Here is an 11,905-nt window from a genome sequence, read left to right as displayed (position 1 = left end):
GAGGGATGCCATGAACCGCAGTCTGTTGGTGGCCGGCATCGGCATCCTCGTGGCGGGCGTCCTCGCCTCGGCCTCGCTGTTCACGGTGAACGAAGCGCAGCAGGCGCTCGTCCTCCAGTTCGGCGACCCTGTGCGCGTCATCCGCGAGCCCGGCCTTAAGGCCAAGATCCCCTTCATCCAGGAGGTGCGCATCCTCGACCGCCGCGTGCTCGACCTCGATCCCCCGGTGGAGCAGGTCATCCTGGCCGACCAGAAGCGCCTGGACGTGGACGCGTTCGCGCGCTACCGCATCCTGGACCCGCTGCGCTTCTACCAGACCGCCGGCAACGAGGCGGTGGCCGAGACGCGGATGAACTCCATCGTGAACTCGGCGCTGCGTCGCGTTCTCGGCAGCGAAACCCTGCTCGCCATCCTGTCGGACGAGCGTCCGCGCGTGATGAACGACATCCGCAGGCAGGTGAACGACGAGGCGAAGCGCTTCGGCATCGAGATCGTTGATGTCCGCATCCGTCGCGCCGACCTGCCGGAGGAGACCAGCCAGTCGATCTTCGCCCGCATGCGGTCGGAGCGTGAGCGCGAAGCCGCCGAGGCCCGCGCCCAGGGTCAGGAGCAGTCGCAGCAGATCCGCTCCCGCGCGGATCGCGAGCGCACCGTCATCCTGGCCGAAGCGCAGCGTGATTCGCAGATCCTGCGCGGTGAAGGCGACAACCAGGCGCTGAAGATGATCGCCGAGGCGACGTCGCAGGACCCGCAGTTCTACAGCTTCTACCGGACGCTCGAAGCCTACCGGAAGTCGCTGAACAAGGACGACACCACCATGGTGCTGTCCCCGACCGGCGAGTTCTTCCGCTACTTCGGCGACATCACGGGTGGCGGCAACGGCCAGCCGGCGCCGGCCTCGGGCAACGGCCCCGTGCCGCAGCGGGCTCCGGCCCCGGCGACCGCCCAGCAGCAGTAAGACGTCGCGCTCGCTTCCCCTTCCCCCTTGTCCCGGGGGAGGGGATGGGGTGGGGGTTCCCGTTCTCCCACCCCAATTTTATCTTCCCGCCCCGCATTCCTTCTCTGAAATGCCGCCCGACCAATGACGGATTTTCTCACCGCGCTGGCCCTGGTCCTGGTGATCGAGGGCGTGCTCTACGCGCTGTTCCCGTCCGCGATGCGGCGTCTGATCGTCGAAGCGCTGACGATGCCGGAGAACCGGCTGCGCGCCGTCGGGCTGGTGACGGCGATGGCCGGGGTCGGATTCGTCTGGCTTCTGCGCGGCGCCTGACACCCTTTTGCCGCGCGCGCGTCGCTGGACCGCGCCGCCATTTTCCGGCCATACTCCGACTTCTATACTCGCGCGTCCTCCGTGGCGAATGGGACCCGTGCGCCTTTGCTTGAAGCGGTGACGCGCGGGGATTACATCCGGCACACGGATCGGTGAAGCGCCCCCTCGGACCGCGATTCGCATGAAGCCGCGAGCCGATTGGAACAGATGGCCGATTGGAACAAGAAGGTGCCGGATGTCCGGCAGGGAGAGCTGAGTTGAACCCGAACCACCCCATCCACCGCGCCGAGCCCGGCCGCGAAGCGGACATCCGGTCGCTGGGCCGCCGGCTGCGCGTCGTGCCGCTGATCGCCGCTCTCCTGTTGGGGCTGTCCGCCGCCGTCGGCACCCCCGCCATGGCCCAGTCGCGCCCGGCGCCGACCAGCTTCGCCGACCTTTCGGAAAAGCTGCTGCCCGCTGTGGTCAACATCTCGACCAGCCAAGCGGTGGCGCAGCGCCAGCAGGGCGCCCGTCCCGAGATGCCGCAGTTTCCGCCGGGCTCACCGTTCGAGGAGTTCTTCCGCGACTTCTTCGACCGCCAGCAGCAGGACCAGCCGCAGCAGCCGCGCAAGTCGACCTCGCTCGGTTCCGGCTTCATCATCGACGCCAAGAACGGCTACGTGGTCACCAACAACCACGTCATCCAGGACGCCGACGAGATCACCGTCATCCTGCAGGACGACACCAACATCAAGGCGGAACTGATCGGCAAGGACCCGAAGACCGACGTCGCCCTGCTGAAGATCACCACCAACCACCCGCTGGTCGCCGTGCCCTTCGGCGATTCGGACGCCATGCGCGTGGGCGACTGGGTGCTGGCCATCGGCAACCCGTTCGGCCTCGGCGGTTCGGTCACCGCCGGCATCATCTCGGCCCGCCAGCGCGACATCAACGCCGGCCCCTATGACGACTTCCTGCAGACCGACGCCTCGATCAACCGCGGCAACTCCGGCGGCCCGATGTTCAACCTGAACGGCGAGGTCATCGGCATCAACACGGCGATCTTCTCGCCGTCGGGAGGTTCGGTCGGCATCGGCTTCGCCATCCCGTCCAACCTCGCCAAGCAGGTGGTCGCGCAGCTCCGCGAATACGGCAAGACCCGCCGCGGCTGGCTGGGCGTGCGCATCCAGGGCGTGACCCCGGAGATCGCCGAGAGCCTGGGCCTGCAGGGCCACAAGGGCGCGCTGGTCGCCTCGATCACCCCGAACGGTCCGGCGGCCAAGGCCGGCATCCAGGCGGGCGACGTGGTGACCAAGTTCGATGGCAAGGAAATCAACGAGATGCGCCGCCTTCCGCGCGTCGTCGCCGAGACGCCGATCGACAAGGCCGTCCCGATCGAAGTGTGGCGCAAGGGCAAGTCGCAGCAGCTTCAGGTGAAGGTGGGCGAGCTTGAGGCCGCCGAGGAATCGGGCCTTCTCGCCGCCAATCCGGAGGAGCAGCGCCGCCAGCCGCAGCAGGCTCCGGCTCAGAAGCCGACCGAGACGCTGGGCCTGAAGCTGACCAACATCACCCCGGAGCTGCGCCAGCAGTTCGAGATCAAGCCCGAGCTGAAGGGCGTCGTGGTGACCGAGGTGGCGGGCAACTCCACCGCGTCGGAGAAGGGCATCCGCGCCGGCGACGTCATCATCGAGGTTGGCCAGGAGGAGGTCCGCAAGCCGGAAGACGTGACGGCGAAGATCCAGAAGGCCAAGGAGCAGGGCAAGAAGTCCATCCTGCTGCTGGTGGACCGTCACGGCGACCTGCGCTTCGTCGCCATCCCGCTCAGCCAGGGCTGATCCGGGGGGCTATCCCCAAACGAAAAGGGCACCGGCGGGAGACCGCCGGTGCCCTTTCGCTTTGTGAGGTTGCGGAGGTGTGCCCGTCAAGGGTGGGGGATCAGCCCTCCACGAACTCCCCGATCCGGTAGCCCTGGGCGAACAGCAGGGCGGTCAGGTCGCCGTGATCCACGCGGGCGCGGGCCTGGGCGGCCACCGTCGGCTTGGCGTGGAAGGCGACGCCCAGCCCGGCGGCCAGCAGCATCGGCAGGTCGTTGGCGCCGTCGCCGACGGCCATGGTCTCGACGGTCGGGACGTGGCGCTCCCCGGCGTAGGCGAGCAGGGCCTCCAGCTTGCTGTCCTTGTCGAGGATCGGCTCGACCACCGCGCCGGTCATGACGCCGTCCACCACCTCCAGCACGTTGCCGCGGTCGTCGTCGAAGCCGACCCACTGGCGCACCCGCTCCGTGAAGCAGCGGAAGCCGCCGGACACCAGCACGCAGGTCGCCCCGTTGGCGCGCATGGTGGACACCAGCGTCCTGGCGCCGGGCATCAGCGTGGCGCGCTGCCACACCTCGTCGACGACGCTCTCGTTCAGGCCCTTGAGCAGGGCGACCCGCTCGCGCACCGCGCCCTTGAAGTCGATCTCGCCGTTCATGGCGCGGGCGGTGATCGCGGCGATGTGGTCCTTCAGCCCGACGTAATCGCCCAGCTCATCCAGCATCTCCTGCTCGATGATCGTCGATTCCATGTCGGCGACCAGCAGGCGCTTCCTCCGATTGCCCGGCTTCTGGGCGATGACGTCCACGGCCAACCCGTCCAGCGCGAGATTGGCAAGCGCGCGGCGGACGGCGGCCTCGGCCTGCTCGGGCACGAGCCCTTCCTCGGCGATGTCGCAGGCGCGGTCCGGCGCCAGCCAGTCCGGCTTGGCGGTGTCGGCCCCCAGCGCGGTCAGGGACGCGCGGGCGGCCTGCACGGCCTGCTCGTCGAGAACGGCGGAGGCGGCGGCGATCAGCGTAACGACAGCGCTCATGGCGGGGCGATCCTGGAAGAGCCGTGGGGAAGGGCGCGCGCGCTCCCTAGCACAGCCGGGGGGAGCGCGCCAACCGTCGTGCGTCGAGCCAACGCCCGTGAGCCGTCTTGCATTGATGGGCCTTCCCCTGCCATACGCTGTAGCCGGAGGAACGTCAGGCAAGGCGACATGGTTAAGGACAGCCCGCGGAACCGGGATGTGCGGCACCGGCATGTGGTGGTGATCGGTGGCCCGACGGCCTCGGGCAAGTCGGGCATGGCGCTCGACATCGCCCTGGCGCGCAACGGCACGGTCATCAACGCCGACAGCATGCAGCTCTACGCCGACCTCGACGTGCTGACCGCCCGTCCGGGGGCGGACGATCTGGCGCAGGCCCCGCACCGGCTCTACGGCGTGCTGCCGGCGGCGGAGCGCGGGTCCGCGGCCCGATGGCGCGACATGGCGCTGGCCGAGATCGCCGAGGCGCACGCCGCCGGGCGCCTGCCCATCGTCGTCGGCGGCACCGGCCTCTACCTGCGCACGCTGATGGAGGGACTAAGCGCCGTCCCCGCCGTCCCGGACGAGGTGCGCAAAGCCGCCCACGCCCGTTTGCGGGACCTGGGCGGCGAAGCCTTCCGCGCGGAGCTGGTGGGCCGCGACCCGGCCTCGGCGAAGCTGAACCCCGGCGACACCACCCGCCTGACCCGCGCCTGGGAGGTGCTGGAGGCCACCGGCCACCCACTGTCCCATTGGCAGACCCAACAGGCCGAGGGCGCGCCGGAGGGGCTGCTGTTCTCCGTGCTGGTGATCGACCCGCCGCGCGACGCGCTCTACGCCAATTGCGACCGCCGCTTTCGCGTGATGATGGGGCAGGGGGCGCTGGAGGAGGTGCGGCGGCTCGACGCGCTCGGCCTCGACCCCGACCTGCCGGCGATGAAGGCGCTGGGCGTGCCAGAACTGCGCGACCATCTGCGTGGCGCATTGACCCTCGACGAAGCCATTGCGCTGGCTCAGCAATCGACACGCCGCTACGCGAAGCGGCAGGTCACCTGGTTCCGCCACCAGCTCGCGGCGCGGCCTCCGGCCTCCGCGCTGCATGGCTGCCATACGATCAATTCGCTCTACACAAGACCACTTAGTGAAGCAATACTGACCTATCTTGAAACGACGTTGCGTCGTTGACCCTCAGGAGGATTGAAAGTGACGGTCGATTGGGGAAACGTGTTTGCCGGTCGCGTCGCCGGTATGGGGGCTTCGGAAATCCGGGAGCTGCTGAAGCTGCTCGAGCGGCCGGAAATCATCTCCTTCGCCGGGGGCATCCCGGACCCCGATTTCTTCCCGACGGCGGCCATCGCCCGCGCCTATGAGAAGATCTTCCAGTCCAACAGCGGGGCCGGCGGCGCTCTTCAGTACACCATCAGCGAGGGCTTCACGCCGCTGCGCGAGTGGATCTGCGCCTACATGGGCCGCCGCGGCATCCAGGCCGGGCTGGACGAGGTGCTGGTGACCAGCGGCTCGCAGCAGGCGCTGGAGTTCGTCGGCAAGCTGCTGATCGGTCCGGGCGAGAAGATCCTGGTGACCCGCCCGACCTATCTCGGCGCGCTCCAGGCCTTCTCGCCCTACGAGCCGCAATACCTCTCCGTCCCCGGCGACGCGGAGGGGCCGGATTTGGCCGCGGTTGAGGCGGCGCTGGAGCAGAAGCCGAAGTTCTTCTACCTCGTCCCCGATTTCCAGAACCCCAACGGCACGACGATCTCGCTGGCCCGCCGCGAGGCTCTGCTGGACCTCTGCGCCAAGCACGGCGTGCCGATCGTCGAGGACGCCGCCTACACCGAGCTGCGCTACGAGGGCGAGGCGATCCCGTCCATCGCCGCGCTGGACGCCGCCCGCAACGGCGGCAAGATCACCAACGTGCTCTTCTGCGGCTCCTTCTCCAAGACGATGGTGCCGGCCCTGCGCGTGGGCTGGATCAACGGCCCGGCCGAGGTCGTCAACCGGCTGGTGCTGATGAAGCAGGCCGGCGACCTGCACACCAGCACCATCAACCAGATCGTGCTGCACGACGTGGTGTCGCAGAGCTTCGACAGCCACATCCGCCGCCTGCGCGCCGGCTACAAGGAGCGCCGCGACGCCATGCTGACCGCGCTGGCCGAGTTCGCTCCGGCCGGGGTGACCTGGACCAAGCCGGACGGCGGCATGTTCGTCTGGATCGAACTGCCGGAGGGCACCGACGGGGTGGACCTGCTGGCCCGCGCCATCAAGGAGGCCAACGTCGCCTTCGTCCCCGGTTCGGCCTTCCACGCCGACCGCTCGGGGAAGAACACGCTGCGCCTCAGCTTCTCCAACAACAACCCGGAGCGCATCCGCGAAGGCATCCGCCGCCTCTGCGGCCTGCTCCAGACCGTCGCGGCGTAACCTCCGCCACGTCTTGCGCAACGGCCTGCCTCCGCACCCGCGGGGCAGGCCGTTCGCGTTTGCGGCGGCTTCGCGGGGAGGGCGGTCTTTCCAGCTTGCGAAATATTTGGAAAAACTGCGGCAAAAAATCTTTTCGATCATTCGCAAAATGGGTTGACCGGTGACCGGCGGATTGTCTAGTTTGCCGGTCCCGGCCTTCGCCTTTGGGGATAACCCCTTGTTTTCCCAGCAGGCCATCGCCGGGGTTTGAGAAGGAACAGGGCCGCCCGTGAAAAGAGGGGCCCCCATTGGAAGGTCGTGAGCTATGCCCGAACAGAAGCTGACCGGCGCGCAGATCGTCATCAAGGCCCTGAAGGACCAGGGCGTCGACATCATCTTCGGTTATCCGGGCGGCGCGGTACTTCCGATCTACGACGCCATCTTCCAGCAGAACGACATCAGGCACATCCTCGTCCGGCACGAGCAGGCCGCCGTGCACGCCGCGGAAGGCTACGCCCGCTCCACCGGCAAGGTGGGCTGCGTGCTGGTGACCTCCGGCCCCGGCGCCACCAACGCCGTGACGGGTCTGCTGGACGCGCTGTGCGACAGCATTCCGCTGGTCTGCCTGTCCGGGCAGGTGCCGACCCACCTGATCGGCAACGACGCCTTCCAGGAGGCCGACACCACCGGCATCACGCGCCCCTGCACCAAGCACAATTACCTGGTGAAGGACGTCAACCAGCTCGCCCGCACCATGCACGAGGCCTTCTACGTGGCGCGCAGCGGCCGTCCCGGCCCGGTGCTGGTCGACATCCCGAAGGACGTGCAGTTCGCCGACGGCACTTACGTCCCGCCGACCGAGGTGAAGCACAAGACCTACCGCCCGCAGGTGAAGCCCGAGATCGCCCGCGTGGAGGAGGCCATCGAGCTGATCGCCACCGCCAAGCGCCCGATCTTCTACACCGGCGGCGGCGTGGTGAACGCCGGCCCGATCGCGGGCAAGCTGCTGACCCAGTTCGTGAAGATGACCGGTTTTCCGATCACCTCGACCCTGATGGGGCTGGGCGCCTTCCCGGCGTCGGACCCGCAGTGGCTGGGCATGCTGGGCATGCATGGGACGTACGAGGCGAACCTCGCCATGTACAACTGCGACGTCATGATCAACATCGGCGCCCGCTTCGACGACCGCGTGACCGGCAAGCTGTCGGAGTTCGCTCCGGGCTCGAAGAAGATCCACGTCGACATCGACCCCAGCTCGATCAACAAGAACGTCGCGGTGGACATCCCCATCGTCGGTGACGCCGGCGCCGTTCTGGAAGACATGATCCGCATCTGGAAGGCCCGCCAGAAGCGCGCCGACCAGACCGCCCTGAAGGAGTGGTGGGGTCAGGTCGAGGGCTGGCGCGCCCGCAACTGCCTGAACTACAACCGCACCGAGGCGGTAATCAAGCCGCAGTACGCGCTGGAGCGGCTGCGCGAGGCGCTGCGCGGCAAGAACCATTACGTGACGACCGAGGTCGGCCAGCACCAGATGTGGGCCGCCCAGTTCCTGCCCTTCGACGAGCCGAACCGCTGGATGACCTCCGGCGGCCTGGGCACCATGGGCTATGGCCTGCCGGCGGCCATCGGCGCGCAGCTCGCCCACCCCGACGCCATCGTGGTGGACGTGTCGGGCGAGGCGTCCTTCCTGATGAACATGCAGGAGATCGGCACGGCGGTGCAGTACCGCGCCCCGGTCAAGATCTTCATCCTGAACAACAAGTACATGGGCATGGTGCGCCAGTGGCAGGAGCTGCTGCACGGCTCCCGCTACTCCAACAGCTACTCCGAGGCGCTGCCCGACTTCGTGAAGCTGGCGGAAAGCTGGGGCTGCGTCGGCCTGCGCGCGACCACGGTGGCCGAGGTGGACGAGGTCATCGAGAAGATGCTGGCCGTCACCGACCGCCCCTGCATCATCGACATCGCCGTGGACCCGAAGGAGAACTGCTTCCCGATGATCCCCGGCGGCAAGGCCCACAACGAAATCCTGTTCGGTCCGGAGGACAGCCCGTCCGACGCCACGCCGGAGGACGGCATGGTGCTGGTCTGATCGCGGCGACCAAGACGAACGGTTGAAGGCCCTCTGGCGGAGTACGGATCGTGGAAGAGAAGATCGAGAAGCACACCATCGCCGTGCTGGTGGACAACGAGCCGGGCGTGCTGGCCCGCGTCATCGGCCTGTTCTCGGGCCGCGGCTACAACATCGAAAGCCTGACGGTGGCGGAGGTGAACAACGCCGACCACCTGTCGCGCATCACCCTGGTCACCTCCGGCACCCGCATGGTGGTGGAGCAGATCAAGGCCCAGCTCGACCGCCTCGTGCCGGTGCACAAGGTGCACGACCTGACGGACGAGGGACCGTCGGTGGAGCGCGAACTGGCGCTGGTCAAGGTCGCCGGCACCGGTGAGCGCCGCATCGAGGCGCTGCGTCTGGCCGACATCTTCAAGGCGAAGGTGGTGGACGCCACCCTGACCTCCTTCGTGTTCGAACTGACCGGCACGACGGCGGAGGTCGACGACTTCGTCGGGCTGATGGCCCAGCTCGGCCTCGTCGAGGCCAGCCGCACCGGCGTCGTCGCCATGTCCAAGGGAGCCACCGGGTTCTGATCCTGGCCTTATGACGGCCAGGGATGACAGGGGGCCATGAGTTTGAAGCGACCCAGCCCGCCGTCCTTTATCCGTCTACCGAACAGTGTTCTGCTTGACGCGGCCCTTTCGCCGGTGGAGTAATTCCGCTGCGCAAAACCCGCACCACCAGATCGAAAAATCCAAGGAAGACCACCATGCGCGTCTATTATGATCGTGATGCCGACGTGAACCTGATCAAGGGGAAGAAGGTCGTCATTGTCGGCTACGGCAGCCAGGGCCACGCCCACGCCAACAACCTGCGTGACAGCGGTGTGAAGGACGTGCGCATCGCCCTCCGCCCGGGCTCGGCCACCATCAAGAAGGCTGAGAACGCCGGCTTCACGGTCATGTCCCCGGCCGAGGCCGCCGCCTGGGCCGACGTGGTGATGATCCTCACCCCGGACGAGCTGCAGGCCGACCTGTACCGCGACGACCTCGCCAAGAACCTGAAGGAAGGCGCCGCCCTGGCCTTTGCGCACGGCCTGAACGTGCACTTCAACCTGATCGAGCCGCGTGCCGACCTCGACGTGTTCATGATCGCGCCGAAGGGCCCCGGCCACACCGTCCGCGGCGAATACCAGCGCGGCGGCGGCGTGCCCTGCCTCGTGGCCGTGCACCAGAACGCCTCGGGCAACGCGCTGGACATCGCCCTGTCCTACGCCTCGGCCATCGGCGGCGGCCGCGCCGGCATCATCGAGACGACCTTCAAGGAAGAGTGCGAGACCGACCTGTTCGGCGAGCAGGCCGTGCTCTGCGGCGGCCTGACCGAGCTGATCAAGGCCGGCTACGAGACGCTGACCGAGGCCGGCTACGCCCCGGAGATGGCCTATTTCGAGTGCCTGCACGAGGTGAAGCTGATCGTCGACCTCATGTATGAGGGCGGCATGGCCAACATGCGCTACTCGATCTCCAACACCGCCGAGTACGGCGACTACAAGACCGGCCCGCGCATCATCACCCCGGAGACCAAGGCCGAGATGAAGCGCGTTCTGGAGGACATCCAGACCGGTCGCTTCGTCCGCGACTGGATGCTGGAGTGCAAGGCCGGCCAGCCGTCCTTCAAGGCGACCCGCCGCCGCAACGCCGAGCATTCGATCGAGCAGGTCGGTGAGAAGCTGCGCGCCATGATGCCGTGGATCGCCGAGCGCCGTCTGGTCGACAAGTCCAAGAACTGATCGGTTCGCAGGGGGAGGAGAAAATTCCCTCCCCTGCGAAGCGGGGGAGGGTTAGGGTGGGGGCAAGCGCCGCAGCACGTTCACACATCCCCCCGCGACCGGTCCGCCTTCGGCCGCTCGTCGAGCAGCGGCCGGCCGGTGTGCACGAAATGCACCACCTCCGCGATGTTGGTCGCGTGGTCGCCGATGCGCTCCAGGCTCTTGGCGATGAACAGCAGGTGCATGTGGGCGGTGAACATCTCCGGCAGGCGGGCCGCCGACTGGTTGATGCTCTCGCACAGGCTGGTGTAGAGCGCGTCCACCTCGTCGTCGGTGCGCCAGACGCGCAGCGCCAGCTCGACGTCGCCGTCCACATAGGCGTCCACCGCCGTGGTCAGGCGCTGGCGCACCAAGCGGCCCAGGTTGGGCAGTGTGCTCATCGCCGGGGATTCGGGGAATTCCGCCACGGAAACGGCGCGGCGGGCGGTGTTGGCGGCGTGGTCGCCCACGCGCTCCAGGTTGCCGGCGATCTTCAGGGCGGCGATCACCTCGCGCAGGTCGTCGGCGACCGGCTGGCGCAGCACCAGCATGCGCATGCAGTTCGCCTCGATCTCATGCTCGTAGCTGTCGAGCCGCGCGTCGGACTCCACGATGGCGCGGGCCTGCTCCGGGTTGCGCTGGGTCAGGCAGGTCAGCGCGCCGTCGAGCTGCGTTTCCGCGGCGCCCGCCATCTGCACGATGCTGGCCTTCAGCCGCTTCATGGCGTCTTCGAAGGCGGTGACGATGTGCGGGGCGGGGTGCTTCATGGGTGCGGGCCTTGTCGGTATCGGTGCGGCGGACGGCCGGGAACGTTACAGTTTCGCGGCCCCGCAGGCCAGTCCTCTTGCCGTGGGACGATGCGGCGCGGGCGGCATGGGAACGGTTGATTTCGCAAGTGCGAAATGGCAAGAGTCCGGCGCTCCTACCCCTTATGACCAAGCACGGACGCCGACCCTCATGATCGAACGCCGTTTCGAACAGATCATCTTCGCCAGCCGCTGGCTGCTCGCCCCCTTCTATCTGGGGCTCGTCGTGTCGCTGGTGCTCCTGCTGGCGAAGTTCACGCAGGAGATCTTCCACATCGTCCCGCATGTGCTGGAGATGCAGGAAAAGGACGTGCTGCTGGCCGTGCTGACCCTGATCGACCTGTCGCTGGCCGGCAACCTGCTGCTGATGGTGATCTTTTCGGGATACGAGAACTTCGTGTCGAAGATCGACGTGGCCGATCACAAGGACCGTCCGGACTGGATGGGCAAGGTCGACTTCGGCGGGCTGAAGCTGAAGCTGATCGCGTCCATCGTGGCGATCTCCGGCATCCACCTGCTGAAGAGCTTCATGAACATCGACAACACCAGCAAGGAGAACCTGATGTGGATGGTCATCGTCCACATGACCTTCGTGGTGTCGGGCGTGCTGCTGGCCCTGATGGACCGGCTGGAGGGGAGCCATCACGGAGCGCACGGCAAGGCTGCGGCGTCGGCGAAATCCGATCATCCTTGAGGCAGCCGGAAGGGGCCGGCTCCGGGGCGCCGGAGCGGTTTCAAGCCCGACACAAAGCCGTTGCGGCGGGTTGGGA

The 11,905-nt window shown here is 67.6% G+C and carries 11 protein-coding genes; 9 read left to right on the top strand and 2 right to left on the bottom strand.

The features are described 5' to 3' along the window. Window positions 1-10: 10 nt before the first annotated feature. The 3 genes from hflC (at window position 11) to AC1DVI_RS21080 (ending at window position 3,084) form a co-directional block, all read left to right on the top strand. Window positions 11-958 (top strand): protease modulator HflC, encoded by a 948-nt coding sequence (hflC, locus tag AC1DVI_RS21090; RefSeq protein WP_476959637.1) that lies wholly within the window; start codon window positions 11-13, stop codon window positions 956-958. 123 nt (window positions 959-1,081) lie between these two features. Continuing rightward, complete coding sequence (locus AC1DVI_RS21085) at window positions 1,082-1,270, top strand: DUF2065 domain-containing protein (RefSeq protein ID WP_476959636.1); 189 nt, start codon at window positions 1,082-1,084, stop codon at window positions 1,268-1,270. A gap of 257 nt (window positions 1,271-1,527) precedes the next feature. Beyond that, on the top strand, window positions 1,528-3,084 hold the full coding sequence (locus tag AC1DVI_RS21080; protein WP_476959635.1) for a DegQ family serine endoprotease: 1,557 nt from the start codon (window positions 1,528-1,530) through the stop codon (window positions 3,082-3,084). Between the two features lie 100 nt (window positions 3,085-3,184). On the opposite strand, the gene serB is transcribed toward AC1DVI_RS21080, so the two are convergent. Continuing rightward, window positions 3,185-4,096 carry a phosphoserine phosphatase SerB gene (serB, locus tag AC1DVI_RS21075; RefSeq protein ID WP_476959634.1) on the bottom strand — a complete coding sequence of 304 codons (912 nt, stop codon included), beginning with the start codon at window positions 4,094-4,096 and terminating at the stop codon, window positions 3,185-3,187. Between the two features lie 168 nt (window positions 4,097-4,264). Between serB and miaA the strand changes: the two genes are divergently transcribed. From miaA to ilvC, 5 genes are all read left to right on the top strand, one after another. Beyond that, complete coding sequence (gene miaA / locus AC1DVI_RS21070) at window positions 4,265-5,257, top strand: tRNA (adenosine(37)-N6)-dimethylallyltransferase MiaA (protein ID WP_476959633.1); 993 nt, start codon at window positions 4,265-4,267, stop codon at window positions 5,255-5,257. An 18-nt stretch (window positions 5,258-5,275) separates the two neighbouring features. Next, window positions 5,276-6,490, top strand: coding sequence for an aminotransferase-like domain-containing protein (locus AC1DVI_RS21065; RefSeq protein ID WP_476959632.1), 1,215 nt, complete (start codon window positions 5,276-5,278; stop codon window positions 6,488-6,490). A gap of 304 nt (window positions 6,491-6,794) precedes the next feature. Continuing rightward, entirely contained in the window at window positions 6,795-8,558 is a 1,764-nt protein-coding gene (locus AC1DVI_RS21060; RefSeq protein ID WP_476959631.1) for an acetolactate synthase 3 large subunit, read from the top strand. Window positions 8,559-8,608: 50 nt separating this feature from the next. Continuing rightward, window positions 8,609-9,115, top strand: a complete 507-nt coding sequence (gene ilvN / locus AC1DVI_RS21055) for an acetolactate synthase small subunit (RefSeq protein WP_014239995.1) — start codon at window positions 8,609-8,611, stop codon at window positions 9,113-9,115. A gap of 176 nt (window positions 9,116-9,291) precedes the next feature. After that, a complete protein-coding gene (gene ilvC, locus AC1DVI_RS21050) occupies window positions 9,292-10,311 on the top strand; it encodes a ketol-acid reductoisomerase (protein ID WP_035672698.1) in 1,020 nt (339 codons plus the stop codon). 80 nt (window positions 10,312-10,391) lie between these two features. Here ilvC and phoU read toward each other — a convergent pair whose 3' ends face one another. Beyond that, on the bottom strand, window positions 10,392-11,096 hold the full coding sequence (phoU, locus tag AC1DVI_RS21045; RefSeq protein WP_035672701.1) for a phosphate signaling complex protein PhoU: 705 nt from the start codon (window positions 11,094-11,096) through the stop codon (window positions 10,392-10,394). A gap of 190 nt (window positions 11,097-11,286) precedes the next feature. Here phoU and AC1DVI_RS21040 point away from each other — a divergent pair, with 190 nt between their 5' ends. Beyond that, window positions 11,287-11,829 carry a TIGR00645 family protein gene (locus tag AC1DVI_RS21040; RefSeq protein ID WP_476959630.1) on the top strand — a complete coding sequence of 181 codons (543 nt, stop codon included), beginning with the start codon at window positions 11,287-11,289 and terminating at the stop codon, window positions 11,827-11,829. Window positions 11,830-11,905 lie beyond the last annotated feature (76 nt).

Source organism: Azospirillum sp. P4_B5 (assembly GCF_056402275.1).
Note: the sequence above shows the minus strand (reverse complement) of the source record. Positions and strands in the feature narration are given on the sequence as shown.

Excerpts from the sequence above, each read along its gene's own strand:
- hflC (WP_476959637.1), top strand. The coding sequence starts at position 11 with ATGAACCGCAGTCTGTTGGTGGCCGGCATCGGCATCCTCGTGGCGGGC.
- AC1DVI_RS21085 (WP_476959636.1), top strand. The coding sequence starts at position 1,082 with ATGACGGATTTTCTCACCGCGCTGGCCCTGGTCCTGGTGATCGAGGGC.
- serB (WP_476959634.1), bottom strand. The coding sequence starts at position 4,096 with ATGAGCGCTGTCGTTACGCTGATCGCCGCCGCCTCCGCCGTTCTCGAC.
- miaA (WP_476959633.1), top strand. The coding sequence starts at position 4,265 with ATGGTTAAGGACAGCCCGCGGAACCGGGATGTGCGGCACCGGCATGTG.
- AC1DVI_RS21060 (WP_476959631.1), top strand. The coding sequence starts at position 6,795 with ATGCCCGAACAGAAGCTGACCGGCGCGCAGATCGTCATCAAGGCCCTG.
- ilvC (WP_035672698.1), top strand. The coding sequence starts at position 9,292 with ATGCGCGTCTATTATGATCGTGATGCCGACGTGAACCTGATCAAGGGG.
- phoU (WP_035672701.1), bottom strand. The coding sequence starts at position 11,096 with ATGAAGCACCCCGCCCCGCACATCGTCACCGCCTTCGAAGACGCCATG.
- AC1DVI_RS21040 (WP_476959630.1), top strand. The coding sequence starts at position 11,287 with ATGATCGAACGCCGTTTCGAACAGATCATCTTCGCCAGCCGCTGGCTG.